This is a genomic window from Pectinatus frisingensis (assembly GCF_014076555.1).
Lineage (GTDB): Bacteria > Bacillota > Negativicutes > Selenomonadales > Selenomonadaceae > Pectinatus > Pectinatus frisingensis.
Map to the genome: position 1 here is coordinate 2,156,885 of NZ_CP045424.1, position 15,609 is coordinate 2,172,493.

Here is a 15,609-nt window from a genome sequence, read left to right on the forward strand (position 1 = left end):
GTAATATTGTAAACAGTAGAATAAGGGTTGCCGCATATCTGCCTGATTTTTATTAATCGATTTTTATCATACGGTATCCAATACCAATATGCGTCTGTATATACTGAGGAGCAGCTGCATCTTTTTCGATTTTCTTCCGCAATGTTGCCATGAATACCCGCAATGACGCAACATTGTTATCCCATGCATTTCCCCAAATCGAATTAGTTATATATGTATATGTCAATACTTTACCGACATTACCTGCCAGCAGACACAATAGTTTATATTCCATGGGTGTAAGATGCATTTCTATATTACTTACATAAACACAGCCTGCTGCATAATCTATTTTTAAATTACCATTTATAAATACTGGATTCTGGGCTTTCTCCGAGGCCATATAACTGGCCCGCCTGAGCGCAGCCCGTATTCTAGCCAGCAGTTCTTCTACTGAAAAAGGTTTAGTAATATAGTCATCTGCCCCATTATCCAATGCCTCAATTTTGTCTTTATCGTCACTACGGGCACTTACGACTATTATCGGCATTTTTGACCACGATCTTATTTTTTTTATTATTTCTATTCCATCTATATCTGGTAAACCCAGATCAAGCAGGACTATATCCGGTTTTTGTGATATCGCCTCAACTATCGATTGTCTGCCCGTCGAAGCTGTGTGAAACCGATAATTTTCCATTTTTAATGTGGTACCTATCAAATTACTTACAGCTGTATCATCTTCCACCACCAATAGTAATGGGCTATTCATTTATCGTTACCTCCTCCAATGGTAAAGTAAAAGTAAACACTGTCCCATGCGGATAATTATCTTTTACTTCAATACTGCCACCATGCACTTCAATTATATTCTTGCACAAAGCCAGTCCTATTCCCATCCCACGTCTGCTATCACCAAATTTATTATCGCCGCTATAAAACATATCAAACACTTTTTCCTGTACAGCTTTTGGCATACCTTCCCCATTATCTGCTATTGCTACGGCAATATGCCGCTGCTGTTCAAACACACTTATCTCTATGGTGGAATCACTTGGTGTATATTTTAATGCATTGTCAATAATATTAATCACAACCTGCATGATCAATCGAGCATCCATTTTAGAAAAATACAGCTTTTCCGGTTCAATATATTTTATAGTATGCTTTAATTTTTTTGCACTAATATGTGAAACAGCTTCAGTTATTACGTCATTGACTAATTCTATCTGACGATTCAGTTTCATATTGCCATTTTCGATACGTGTGATTGACAAAATATTTTCCACCAAATTTATCAGCCACTTCGCATCATCATAAATTGTGCTGTATATTTTTTGCCTTTTAGCTTCATCCAATTGTCTGCCATTATTAACTAAAAAATCAGCATTTCCGGAAATAGATGTCAGCGGTGTACGCAAATCGTGTGATATCGAACGAAGAAAACTATTGCGCAATTTTTCATTTTGCACTTGTACGGCAGCTTCACGGCGTTTCTTATTATACAATTCCTTTTCCATCGCCAGCGAACACTCACCCAGTATGGACAGTATTATGCTGCTTTCAAAGGATTCCAGCCGGCTATTTTCCAAAGCTATACCAATAACCCCATGCACACGATTTTCCGTGCGTATCGCCATGTACAGGCACTTGGCACTTCCCAATGTATCTGTCGTAGCTCCTGCATGCTTGTTATTTCTGAACACCCATTGGGCAACAGCAGCTTCATTGGGCGATTTATAAGCCTCACTTTCTGCCGCCGTTGCTGCAGTGATTATTGGCGGCAGCAGCTTATCTTCACTGCAACCATAGTAAATTACCGGACGTCCGCTGAGTTTTAATAACTGCTTAATAGTAATTGAAGCTATTTCATCGATATTGCGAGCCTTTTGCAGCAACTGATTAGTATCAAGCAGTATTTTTGTGCGATAAGCAGTCTGTACCGACTGTTCTGCCTGTTTTTTTATCTTGCTGGCTAAGCTGGCTGTTATAAAAGCCGCTATAAACATAATAAGAAAAGTCCCTGTATAACGATAATCAGAATAAGCGAACGTAAAACGCGGTGAAACGAACAAATAATCAAAGGTGATTACATTGAGCAACGATAAAACAATACTGTAAAACCGATCGGAAGTTATGACTCCGGTTACCAAAACACTTAATATATAAATAGTTGCAATATCGGCCTGTCCCAGATTTATTGCATCAAGTGCCAATGCTGCCACAGTGGTCAAAACCCATACCGATATTATTTTACCGATATCTGTTTTATTTATACCCCTCTTTAATGTTCTTTTAACTTTTTTCTTATAGATAGGTGTAGTCTTATCCGGAATGACATAAATATCCAGATTTGCCGCCAATTGGATCAATTGATCAAGAAACCCCTTGTGCATAAATCCCCATCTTGATCTGGTAGTACTCCTGCCAATAACTATTTTAGAAACTCCGGCGTATTTGGCAAATTCAGCTATCTGGTAAGCAATATCATCCCCTATGACGGTTTCTATGCTTGCTCCCAATTGCTCTGCCAAATGAGTATTTTCCTGCAGGCGTGCTTTATTTTCCGATGAATACTTTTCATAATCAGCCGTGCGTACAAAAAGTGCTGTAAATTTACCTCTGAAAGCATTTGCCAAACGTGCTGCAGTTCTTATTATGCGTGGATTTGAAGGTGAAGATGATAAACAGACCAGAACATGCTCATCCGTATAATAATCACCTTTTGATTCATTACGGACTTTTTGCGATATTTTATTTACCCGGTCAGCAGTGCGTCTTAAAGCTATTTCCCTCAGTGCAACCAGATTTTCAACTGTAAAAAAATTAATCAGTGCTGTTTTCACACGCTCCGGCTTGTAAATTTTGCCATCATTGAGCCGCTTAATTAGTTCTGCCGGTTCAATGTCTACTAATTCAACCTGATCAGCATTATCAAATACAAAGTCCGGTATTCTCTCACGCACGATAACGCCTGTTATCGAAGCAACAATATCATTAAGACTTTCGATATGCTGAACGTTAACTGTAGTATATACATCTATACCGGCTTTTAATAATTCTTCTACATCTTTATAACGTTTTTTATGACGACAGCCGGCAGCATTAGTATGAGCCAGTTCATCCACAAGAATAATCTGCGGATGGCGCCGTAAAGCAGCATCAATATCAAATTCCCGCAGTATAATATCACCATGTGTTACAATGACGGGTGTAAGCTGTTCCAATCCTTTTAATAAGACTGTTGTTTGTGGCCTGATATGCGGCTCTATATAACCTGCCACTACATCCAGCCCCTGTGCTTTTGCGCTATGTGCAGCTTTCAGCATGGCATAGGTCTTACCAACACCGGCCGCATAGCCGAAAAATATCTTTAAATGTCCATACTTAGCTCTTGCTTCTTCATTTTTTATCGTTTGTAATATCTCATCAGGAGACTTATGAAATGCCGGCATATTTATCTCCTTTAAAAATCAGCAGGCTGCTGACAGTATAATTTATTCCTACAATCATATAATACTACAGATAAAATAAAAATCGCATTAGAAAAATGCCTATGTTATTAATGTTGTATAAAGATATTGAGTAAATATAATATACAGAATCCTGTTATGTTACATTTTCAAACATCATCCTATATCCTATGCCCGGTTCAGTAATTATAAATTTGGGACGGGCCGGATTCTCTTCAATTTTTTGGCGCAGCTGCCCGATGTATACCCTGATATACTGGAGGTCATTGCTTTCTACTCCCCAGACTTTTTTAAGTATCTGGCGATGTGTAAGTATTTTACCGGCATTTTGCGCCAAAGTTTTCAGTAAATCATATTGAATCGGGGTTAAACGTATCTCCTGACCGCGCAAAAACACTTGGCAATGCAGTAAATTTATGCTCAAATCTCCTAACTGCAATACCTCTTCATCATCTGAACGCAAGTATGTTCTGTTACACACTCTTATCCGCGCCAGCAGTTCACCGACACCAAATGGTTTAGTTAAATAATCATTTGCCCCTGAATCAAGTGCAGCTATCTTTGCTTCCTCCTGATCGCGTGCCGATAAAACAATTATTGGGATATCGACCCGACTGCGTAACCGTATTATCACTTCACTGCCATCGATATCCGGCAACCCCAAATCAAGCAGAATAATATCCGGCCTGTCAAGCAATACACTTTCAATCCCCTCTTTTCCAGTAGCAGCAGACAATACTGTGTAGTTTTGTGTCGTCAAAGAAAGTTTTATTAACCTCCTTATCTCTATTTCATCATCGATTATCAATACCTTCAGACTGTTCATTTTTTATCTCCCTCGGCAGTGTAAACATAAATTTTTTCCCGCCCGCAGGCAAATTAGTCACCCAAATTTTACCATGATGAGCTTCAATTATTGCTTTACAAATAGATAATCCCAGCCCTGTCCCTGAAACAGTTTTTGCATGACTGCCACGATAAAATTTAGTAAAAATATTCTTCATGTCCGGCTCAGAAATATCATCACCGTAATCAGTAACCGAAACCAACACAGCGGTTTCACTCATATCAGTACTAACAGCAATAATTTTATCTGCAGGGGAATATTTATTGGCATTATCGATCAGGTTCACCAGTACCTGTTCTAAAAGTACACAATCACCGCGAATAAGTGGTAATTCCTTAGCCATATTCAAAACTATTTTACGATTTTGCAAAATTTCATTCAAACGCTGTAGTGCTGTTCCCACTATATCTTCTATATCACACCAGTCCGTTTTTATCTTCATCGTACCACTTTCCAAACGTGCCGTATCCAGTAGATTATTGATAATACGTTCCATTCTTTGGGCACCGTTTTTTATACTGTCATACAAATTTTTTACAATTTTTTCCGATACGACAATATTTTTCTCAGTCAATACCGATATTGCCCCCATAATTGCTGCCAATGGTGTTTTCAATTCATGTGATATAGAATTGAAAAGTGCTGTTCCCAGACGTTCTGAAGCCGCCAGCAGTACCAGTTTATTTGATTCTTCAGTTAAACGAACCCGTTCCACAGCAATTGCTGCCATTGTCGCCCAAGCTTTAATAAGCTGTTTTTGTTCCAGTGTGATATTTTCAACCACTTCAATTCCCAATACACCAACTACTTTATTATTTACTTTCAACGGTAAGAAAAAAAACTTTGAAGCAGGCAGAACTGCTGTTGATTTTCCTGCCGGTTGTCCATGTTCAAATGCCCATAATGCCGTGCCATATTCATTAAAAAATCCCTTAGTCGTACCAAGTCCTGCCTTTGCCGCAATTTTTATCTTATTTTCATCATCTGGTAGGAAAATGACCACACCATTACCCAATACCTGCGAGGCTGTGTCGGCAAACTTTTCTATTATTTTCTTTAAATCTACTAATGCTGCCATTTCTTTACTGAATTCATACAATGACCGTATTTCCATTGATTGCTTTTCGGCAAGCCAAATTTTATTCCGCAGTTTCTCTGTTTGTCCTCCAGCTATGAATCCCACAAACAAAAATATAATAAATGTCCATATATATTCTATTCCGGCTACACTAAAACTAAAAACAGGCGGAACAAATAAAAAATCATATACCAAAACCGTGCAAATTGTCGTAAAATATGACGGCCAGCGACCCCACCAAAACGCTGTCAATAAAACAGGCAGAAGATAAAGCATTGTTATATTGACTAAATTACCTGCTTCCACATGCCAGCATATTAACGTAATTAAAATTATTAATAAAAATCCTGTCAAATAAGGATATAAACCATTTTTCTTTTTTTCTTCCAATGGTTTTACAATATCATCATCACCTTCTTTTATCATCTACAATCTCTCCCCAGTTGCCTTTTTTATAATCGTCTGTATAATTTACCTGTTATTATTACATAGTTTTCACTCTTATTCAATGAATCATTAAACACTTATTTTATTTTCAATTTAATAAGGGCTGCCGCACGAATGGTATTGAACTCATAAAGGCGCAACATCGTTATGCTCTTGTCCACCCTGTTAAAGATGTACAAAGGAAACGGCATATTGCAAAACATCTATGAATTAAAACATTTACGTGTAACAGCCCTTTAAATTATTTATTCATATCATCCAATGACAAATTCAGCAGCAAAACATTTACCCGTTCTTCACCAGGTATTCCCAATATAGAACTATCTGCATATTCATCCACAATATTTCTTATTTTGTCAGTAGAAACTCCCCTGGCTTCGGCTACTCTTGCTATCTGCATATAAGCATTCGACAGGGAAATTTCCGGATCCAGTCCGCTGCCTGACGATGTCACAGCATCAGAAGGCAAAACTACTTCATCAGACAAATTATTTTCCTGACGGTAGTCATCAGCTGTTTTCTTCAGGGAGTCCATAAGTTTCTGGCTTGTAGGTCCCAAATTAGTCGCAGCCGAACCGGCAGCATCATAACCATCCTGTCCGGCCGCGGAAGGACGGGGATGAAAATATTCTGGTCTGGTAAAATTCTGGGCAAGCAGAGAAGAACCAACCACCTGTCCATCTCTCACTATGAGCGAACCATTCGCCTGTCTGGGAAATATAAGCTGAGCTATTCCGGTTATTACTAATGGGTAAAAAACACCGGTGATAACTGTAAGCATTATTAACAGCAACAGCGCATTTTTTAATGATTTATACATAAGCACAACTCCTCCGCAGCTTTTAATTGAGCCTCAAAAGAACAAGAATCATATCAATTATTTTAATGCCGATAAAAGGAATAATAATTCCTCCTAATCCGTAAATCAGCAAATTTTTCCGCAATATGATATTTGCTCCCAATGGTTTATATTTGACACCGCGCAACGCCAGTGGGATTAATGCAATAATGATCAATGCATTAAAAATAACTGCACTTAAAATAGCACTTTTAGGTGTAGACAGATTCATGATATTCAAAATAGCTAACGGTGGATAGGCGGTGACAAATATAGCCGGCAATATCGCGAAATATTTAGCTACATCATTGGCTATACTAAAAGTCGTCAATGAGCCGCGCGTCATCAAAAGCTGTTTACCGATTTCGACAACTTCAATCAATTTTGTCGGATTACTGTCAAGATCAACCATATTGCCAGCTTCCTTTGCTGCCTGTGTGCCACTATTCATCGCGACTCCCACATCAGCCTGAGCCAGGGCCGGAGCATCATTAGTTCCATCACCGGTCATTGCCACCAGCATGCCTTTGTCCTGATAATCACGAATCAAATTTAATTTTGTTTCAGGAGTAGCTTCAGCCAGAAAATCATCTACGCCGGCTTCGGCAGCGATTGTTGCCGCGGTAAGCGGATTGTCGCCGGTAATCATAACGGTTTTTATTCCCATTCTTCTAAGTTCATTAAAACGTTCTTTAATACCGCCTTTTACTACATCCTTCAAATATATTGTTCCTAATACCCTGTTCTTTTCAGCCACTACCAACGGTGTTCCACCATCCTGAGCTATTTGTTCGCAGTCTGTCTGTACCTGATCCGGTAATGTTGCACCTTGATTTTCTATATAACTGCATACGGCATCCATAGCACCCTTGCGTATTTCAGTATCTCCGATATCAACACCACTCATTCTTGTCTGAGCCGAAAAAGGAATAAACCTTGCCTGCAGCTCTTCCATGTTACGCTGCCGAATATTATATAACTGTTTGGCCAAGACCACGATACTGCGGCCTTCAGGTGTTTCATCCGACAATGATGATATCTGAGCCGCATCGGCAAGTTCTTCTGTAGAAACATCAGGGGCAGGAATAAATTTTACCGCCATGCGATTTCCTAAAGTGATAGTACCCGTCTTATCCAATAATAAAGCATCAATATCACCGGCGGCTTCTACTGCACGTCCGGACATTGCAAGTACATTATGACGCAGCAATCGATCCATGCCGGCAATACCAATGGCACTCAACAAACCACCGATTGTCGTTGGTATCAAACAGACCAATAAGGCAATCAACACTGCCACAGAAATTTCTGTTGACGAATAAATAGCAAACGGCTCTATTGTAGCAACTGCCACCAAAAATATTATTGTCAATCCGACCAATAGTATTGTCAGTGCAATTTCATTGGGAGTCTTCTGCCTTTTAGCACCTTCTACCAAGCTTATCATGTGGTCGAGAAAAGTTTCTCCTTGATTGGCCGTAATCCTTATCTTCAGCCAGTCAGACAATAATTTGGTTCCACCAGTCACTGATGTCTTATCACCGCCGGCCTCACGTATTACCGGAGCGGATTCTCCGGTAATTGCGCTTTCATCTACTGAGGCGGCTCCTTCTATAATTTCACCATCACTGGGAATTATATCTCCCGGTTCGACAAAAACTATATCACCTTTTCTCAACGAGGACGCCAATACTTTTTCACGATCATTGCCAATTATTTTTTTGGCGAAGGTATTTGTTCGTGTTTTTCTTAATGCCTGTGCCTGCGCTTTCCCCCGTCCTTCAGCAAGTGCTTCAGCAAAATTGGCGAATAAAACCGTAAACCACAACCATAATGCAATCTGCAGTTCAAACCAGCCCTCCTGCATCGCCCCGCTTACCAGTTCACGAATAAAAAACACTGTTGTTATAACAGCCCCGACCATAACAATAAACATGACCGGATTTTTTACCTGAACGCGCGGGTCCAGTTTTACAAAGGCCTGTTTAACGGCAGTAAATAACATTTCCTTATTTAAATTAAGACTGTCTGTCATAAAAATCTCTCCTTAATACAATTGCCCTTGCAGCATCAGCAAATGTTCAGCAATAGGTCCCAATGCCAGTGCCGGTAAAAATGTCAATGCACCGACAATCAAAACAACCGCACATAATAATACGATAAACAGCAGCCCATGTGTTTGAAATGTACCGGCACCAACAGGTGATATTTTTTTCTTGGCAAGACTGCCGGCAATTGCCAGTATTGGTAAAATGACACCAAACCTTCCAAGCAGCATTGCCGCTGCCAGCGTTATATTATAAAAAGTACTATTGGCATTGAGTCCACCAAAAGCACTACCATTATTCCCCGTGCAAGAGGCATACGCATAGAGCATTTCTGTCAAACCATGCGGCCCATTGTTATTCGTTGCACTCATACCGGCATCGGTAGATGCTGCCACCGCGCTTCCGAATAAAATGCAAATTGCCGGAATCAAAACAGCCAGCATGACCATTTTCATCTCGTGTGATTCAATTTTCTTGCCCAAATATTCCGGTGTACGCCCTACCATAAGTCCGACGATAAATACTGACAACAATACATAAACCAGCATACCATACAACCCGCTGCCCACGCCGCCAAATATTATTTCACCAAGCATTATTTGCAGCATTGGGATCATTCCGCCAATAGGAGTAAAACTGTCAAACATGGCATTTACGGCACCACAGGATGCTGCCGTGGTAACTGCACTGAACAGTGTCGTACCGCTTAAACCAAAGCGCAGTTCTTTCCCTTCCATGACATTTGAACCATTTATACCAAGGGCCGCGACATTGGGATTGCCATAATATTCGCTTACGTAAATGATTCCCAGAAAAAGCACAAATAATATCGTCATGGCAGCCAAAATTGCATGTCCCTGTTTTTTATCTTTTACCATTCGCCCCAAGGTAAATAATAGACTAGCCGGGATTAAAAAAATTGCCAATGCCTGCAAAAAATTGGTCAATGCCGTCGGATTTTCAAACGGATGCGCCGAATTGGCTCCAAAAAAACCACCGCCGTTTGTTCCTAATAATTTTATTGCTTCCTGAGAAGCGACCGGTCCCATCGCTATTGTCTGTGTCCCACCTTCGATCGTCGCTGCCGAAACATAGGATGCAAAGTTCTGTATTGAACCTTGTTCTACGAATATCAGTGACAATATTATAGACAACGGCAATAATACCCATAATGTTCCTCTCACCATATCTACCCAATAGTTACCTAATAACTTTGTAGTCTTTCTCGTAAGTCCGCGGATCAACACTATGGCTATTGAAATACCAGTTGCTGCCGAAAGAAAATTATGCACTGCCAGTTCAGTCATCTGTGTAAAATAGCTCATTGTCGATTCGCCACTATACGCCTGCCAGTTAGTATTAGTTATAAAACTCACCGCAGTGTTGAGTGCCAGGTCCCATGATACATTGCCTTCATTGGCCGGATTCAACGGCAGATTACCTTGGAACAATTCCGTTAAAAAGATTGCCAAAAAACTGAACACATGAAACCAAATTACCGCTGCGGCATATTGTCGCCAGGTCATTTCCTGATTTTCATCTATACCTACGAGTTTATAGATAATTTTTTCTATTGGCCGCATGATTTTATCAAAACAGGTTTTTTCGCCGGTAAAAACTTTACTTATATATTTACCCAACGGTCTTGCCAATAAAAATAAAACCAAAAAAAACAGCAAAAATAATATCATATCTTTCAACATTTAAAATTCCTCCGGTTTCAATAAAACATAGACAAGGTAACATAGCAGCACAATAGTCACTATACCGCCTAATAATAAATCTCCCATATAATATCTCCTCTTTCTTTATAAAGTTTTTTATTTTGCTGCAACTAAAGATTATCACTAAGTATATAAAAAATGTATAAAAATGCTTTTGTTAAATATAAAAAGCTTATAAATGACAGAACTTAAACATTATTCAAGCAAAAAAGGCATCTGTCCGCGGATAACCCACAGACAGATGCCTAAAATCCTAGCAAATGACTTTCTTCTATTATTATTGCTAAAAACACATGACGATAAATTTTTGTCAGCGCAAAAAGGTAAATGCGGCAAAGTCCGTCAGTATCGACAGATACTGCGGCCATATCCCAAATAAAATAGTAGCTACAGCACTTATCAAAACCACTGCACGTATTGAACCCGAAACAGTAATACTATTATCAGGACTGCCCTGATACATCACCCGGACAACTTTTAAATAATAATATACCGATATCATCGACATGATAAATCCAATAAAGGCCAACCAGACATAGCCACTTTCCACCACTGCGGTAAACAGGTATAGTTTACCGGTAAAACCTGCTGTTGGTGGTATTCCACCCATTGACAGCAATGATATTGCCATTACCATTGCCAGTACAGGAGCACTTTGCGACAATCCAGACAAATTTTTATATTCAGTTCCATTATTTTGACAGTCAACTACTGATAGAACCGCAAATGCACCAACGTTGGCCAGTACATACAAAAAAGCATAAAACATAACACTTTTAATTCCCTGCGGCGTAGCCGCACAAATACCAACTATCATATAACCAGCCTGTGCTATAGATGAATAAGCCAGCATACGTTTGATATTGTTCTGTCTTATTGCCGCAATATTACCGCCGATCATACATATTGCTGAAAAAACCGCCAGCACCGGCATAAAATAATCAGTAATATGCAAAAATGCCGTAAATAAAATACGAATAAAAACTGCGATAGCCGCTGCTTTAGACCCCATTGCTAAAAGACCGGTAACCGGTGTTGGTGCTCCTTCATAAACGTCAGGTGCCCACATATGAAATGGTATAACCGACATTTTAAAGAACATCCCAGCCACAATCATTGCCATCCCGGCCACCCCCAATGGTGAAAAAACATTGAAGGTCTTTTCAATAACTGAAAAATCCAAGCTGTGTGCCATACCATAAAGCAGACTTATTCCGTACAATGTCACTGCTGTTGATACCGACCCAATGATAAGATATTTTATTCCTGATTCAGCAGATTTCTTATCATCCAAACGAAAACCGGCAAGTGCATAAAAACTAATTGTCATAAGTTCCAAGCCGACAAACATTGTCAAAAAATCATTAGCTGATGCAAGAACCATCATACCAATCAAAGCAAACAATATCATGGCATAGTATTCACCGCTGTATCTAAGTTTCTCAGCATAATCCAATGAGAATAATATCGTCATAACTACAGCTGCCAAAAACAATTGCTTGAAAAATATTGCATAGTTATCAAAATAAAACAGATTATCATAAAAATATACCGAACCGTCAATATGATATTGATAAAACAAGCTGATAAACAATCCACCCAATATCATTATTGCTGCATATCCCAAACTACGGCGTGTTTCAGCGGCTGGCAGGATCAAATCAGCACAAATAAGCAGCAAAGCTAATACCAAAACTGTAATTTCCGGATATATAACATAAAAATTCATTACCATATTCCCCCTAACGTGACTAATAACGAGGGTACATTATTTAATTCCTGCAAAAATGGTCCAAGCGGTGCAACACCACTATTTATCACACCCATCAACAGCTGTGGGAATAAACCAAATAACACCAATACCGTGCCCAATAAAAACAACGGCACTAATTCTGCTCCCTTAGCATCCTTGTACTTATCCAAACCATAATCACGCGGACCGAACAATACTTTTTGCAATACCCGGAGAATGTAAATAGCCGTAAAAACGATGCCTGACACAGCGAGCATAGCCAAAAACGGATACACTTTGAACAAGCCAAGAAAAATGGTATATTCCGGTATAAATCCAATAAGGCCCGGCAGACCTACAGATGACATTCCTGCCAACATAAATCCAATAGAAATACGCGGCATTTGATGAGCGATACCACGCAATTGATCAACACTGCGCATATGAGTCTTTTCATATACATAACCTATTACCGCAAAAAATAATGCGCTCATTATCCCATGAGCCACCATATTAGCTACAGCACCTGTCAGGCTTATTGTGTTTAAAGCAGCAAATCCAAGTAATACGTAGCCCATATGCGATACAGAAGAATAACCGACCACATACTTTAGATCCTTTTGTACTATTGCTATATAAGCAGCATAAATAACATTGGCCAATCCCAGTATTATGATAAGTGGTGCCCAAAATTTTGCACCGGCCGGCAATATGAGAAGGCCAAGCCTGATAAGCCCATAACCGCCTATCTTTTTTAATACTCCGGCATGAATCATCGATACGGCAGTCGGAGCGCCCGCATATCCATCAGGAGACCATGTGTGAAAAGGAAACATTGACAGTAATGTACCAAAACCTAATAACAATAAAAAGAATACTATAATTTGAAAAGACTGACTTAAAGTTCCATATAGGTGAGCATTAGACAAAGCCGCTATATCAAAAGTCCGCAGTTCCGCCGGGAATGCCTGCAGATACAGTGCCACAACTCCCACTAACATAAAAGCCGAGCCCATCAGCAAATATATAGTAAGTTTCATCCCGGCATATTCTTTAGTCACATGCTTAGTCGACCCCCATATTATGACCATAATATATATGGGAATGACAACTAATTCATAGCAAAGCAGAAATATGAATAAATCACAGGCAACAAACGTCCCCATTACCCCGGTAATAAGAATCAGCAGCAAAATAAAAAATTCTTTAGGCCGCACATTTATATTCCATGAACTAAACACCGCCGCCAGACCGATCACATTAGTCAAAAACAACATCGGCAGTGATATACCATCTACACCAACGGAATAAGATACTCCCAAGTCACTTATCCATGGAATGCTTTGAGTAAACTGCATCCCGCCGATAGAGCTGTCATATGTCACATAAGCATATATTGTCAGTCCAAGACTGATACACATTGCCGTTGCTGCAACTACCTTTACAGATTTAAAAGAAGAAGGTGGTATAAACATCAACAGTCCGACTGCCAGCAACGGTATGACCAGAATTATCGTCAACAATGGAAAATCCATAATCAAAAAGCACCTCCCGCAGCTAACACACCATTTACTTTATCAAGGTACATTATCGTACAAAGCAGCAGGATAACCACACCACAGACAAATACAGCCGCATAACGCTGCACCTGCCCAGTCTGGAACTTCGACAAGAGTTTACTAAACAGTAAGACCAGTGCCGATACAGCATTAACTGTACCATCAATAATATATAAATCAATAAAATACATTATTTTGCCGATTCCATCAATAAAAATTCGACAAAGCAATGCATAAAATTCATCAATATAATATTTATTGAATGTAATTGTATAAATTATTCCCAGTTTCTTGGCAATGATGTCGGATGACCAGCGCTTGCTGCCATAAATATTCCAGGCTAAGACAAAGGCCAGCAATGACAATAACGTCGATGTCGACGCCAGCAGCCAGTCCATATGTTCGACAACAGGCGGACCAAATCTTACCCAGTCTCCAAAATTATACACATATCCACCTAAACCGCTGACGACTGCCAAAGCTGCCAAGACAATCAATGGTAACTGCATAAAGCGGGACACTTTATGTACTTCTTTTTGTCTGCTTTCTCCAAAAAATACCAGAAAAAGTAATCTTGCCATATAAAAAGCTGTCATAAACGCTGTCACAATACCGATCAAATAAAGCGGCATACTTACATGTGCAGCCGCTGCCAATATAGCATCCTTAGAGAAAAAACCGGAAAAAGGCGGTAACCCTGATATCGCCAGCACCCCAATTGTCATCGTCACGAATACTACCGGCATCTTCCTGCGCAATCCGCCCATTTTAAAGATATCGGCTTCTTCATTGACAGCATGCATTACCGCTCCGGCACAAAGAAATAGCAATGACTTAAAAAAAGCATGTGTCATCAAATGAAACATAGAAGCTGTCAACGAGCCAACACCCAATGCCAGCATCATATAACCCAATTGACTTATTGTCGAATAAGCCAGAATTCTTTTTATTGCATGCTGAGAAAAAGCAATACTGGCACCAAAGAATGCCGTAAAAGCCCCTATCCATGCAATTATATTCATCAATATGGGTAATGAGGCAAACAGGAAATACGCTCTTGCCACTAAATAAACACCGGCTACTACCATGGTTGCCGCATGAATCAATGCCGATACCGGTGCCGGTCCTTCCATGGCATCAGGCAACCATACATGCAGCGGGAACTGTCCTGATTTGCCGATAGGTCCCATAAATAAAAGTATGCCGATAATCGTCAATACACCGGCTCCATTTGCCATCAAGTATACGGGAATAACTTGTCGCAGCTGAATAAAATCAACTGTACCGAATAGCATCTGCAAAAGCAATATACCTATCAGTAAACCAAAATCACCGATACGCGTTGTTATAAAAGCTTTTTTTGCAGCTTCTCGTGCTGGAATGCGATAATAATAAAAACCAATTAATAAATATGAACACAACCCGACCAATTCCCAAAAAACATACATCTGTACAAAGTTTATCGATATATTGAGTCCCAGCATAGAAGCACTGAATAAAGACATATATGAAAAGAATCTGCCAAACCCCTTATCCCCTTTCATATATCCCACTGAATAAATCTGCACCAATAGTGAAACTAAAGTAACTACCAGCAACATCAGTACCGACAGTGGATCTATTATTACTCCCATATCAAACTGCAATCCGGCAATTTTTATCCACTCTATGCGCTGAACAAACGGTGCATCAACAGTTATCCCCAAATTAAATACAGCCCCGGCTATACCTAACGACATCACAAAGCCAAATGTAATAGCTAAAATTGCGATTGCTGCGGATAGTTTGTGGAAATTTTGCAAAAACAACCCGATTATTGCAAACGCCGCTGCCGGTACCAGAGGGATCAACCATGCATGTGTAAGTGCGAACTGTTCCATAAAA

At 39.7% G+C, this 15,609-nt stretch carries 11 protein-coding genes; all 11 read right to left on the bottom strand.

The genetic code is table 11. The features are described from left to right. Positions 1 to 52: 52 nt before the first annotated feature. The gene (locus tag F8M42_RS10085; RefSeq protein WP_182186428.1) at positions 53 to 751 is read right to left on the bottom strand and encodes a response regulator; all 699 of its coding nucleotides are present in this window, start codon (positions 749 to 751) and stop codon (positions 53 to 55) included. Further along, positions 744 to 3,434 carry a sensor histidine kinase gene (locus F8M42_RS10090; RefSeq protein WP_182186430.1) on the bottom strand — a complete coding sequence of 897 codons (2,691 nt, stop codon included), beginning with the start codon at positions 3,432 to 3,434 and terminating at the stop codon, positions 744 to 746. The genes F8M42_RS10085 and F8M42_RS10090 overlap by 8 nt, the downstream gene beginning before the upstream one ends. 154 nt (positions 3,435 to 3,588) lie before the next feature. Then, positions 3,589 to 4,278 carry a response regulator gene (locus tag F8M42_RS10095; protein ID WP_182186431.1) on the bottom strand — a complete coding sequence of 230 codons (690 nt, stop codon included), beginning with the start codon at positions 4,276 to 4,278 and terminating at the stop codon, positions 3,589 to 3,591. After that, positions 4,247 to 5,803: an ATP-binding protein gene (locus tag F8M42_RS10100; RefSeq protein WP_182186432.1), complete on the bottom strand. Its 1,557-nt coding sequence runs from the start codon at positions 5,801 to 5,803 to the stop codon at positions 4,247 to 4,249. The genes F8M42_RS10095 and F8M42_RS10100 overlap by 32 nt, the downstream gene beginning before the upstream one ends. A 262-nt stretch (positions 5,804 to 6,065) precedes the next feature. Then, positions 6,066 to 6,644, bottom strand: coding sequence for a potassium-transporting ATPase subunit KdpC (gene kdpC, locus F8M42_RS10105; RefSeq protein WP_182186433.1), 579 nt, complete (start codon positions 6,642 to 6,644; stop codon positions 6,066 to 6,068). 22 nt (positions 6,645 to 6,666) lie between these two features. Then, entirely contained in the window at positions 6,667 to 8,697 is a 2,031-nt protein-coding gene (gene kdpB, locus F8M42_RS10110; RefSeq protein WP_182186434.1) for a potassium-transporting ATPase subunit KdpB, read from the bottom strand. Between the two features lie 12 nt (positions 8,698 to 8,709). Further along, entirely contained in the window at positions 8,710 to 10,413 is a 1,704-nt protein-coding gene (gene kdpA / locus F8M42_RS10115; protein ID WP_182186435.1) for a potassium-transporting ATPase subunit KdpA, read from the bottom strand. Further along, complete coding sequence (gene kdpF / locus F8M42_RS13865) at positions 10,414 to 10,500, bottom strand: K(+)-transporting ATPase subunit F (RefSeq protein WP_182188723.1); 87 nt, start codon at positions 10,498 to 10,500, stop codon at positions 10,414 to 10,416. A gap of 244 nt (positions 10,501 to 10,744) precedes the next feature. Further along, the gene (locus F8M42_RS10125) at positions 10,745 to 12,163 is read right to left on the bottom strand and encodes an NADH-quinone oxidoreductase subunit N (RefSeq protein ID WP_182186436.1); all 1,419 of its coding nucleotides are present in this window, start codon (positions 12,161 to 12,163) and stop codon (positions 10,745 to 10,747) included. Next, the gene (locus F8M42_RS10130) at positions 12,163 to 13,701 is read right to left on the bottom strand and encodes a complex I subunit 4 family protein (protein WP_182186438.1); all 1,539 of its coding nucleotides are present in this window, start codon (positions 13,699 to 13,701) and stop codon (positions 12,163 to 12,165) included. Before F8M42_RS10130 ends, F8M42_RS10125 begins: the two co-directional genes overlap by 1 nt. 2 nt (positions 13,702 to 13,703) lie before the next feature. Beyond that, positions 13,704 to 15,605 (bottom strand): NADH-quinone oxidoreductase subunit L, encoded by a 1,902-nt coding sequence (gene nuoL, locus F8M42_RS10135; RefSeq protein ID WP_182186440.1) that lies wholly within the window; start codon positions 15,603 to 15,605, stop codon positions 13,704 to 13,706. Positions 15,606 to 15,609 lie beyond the last annotated feature (4 nt).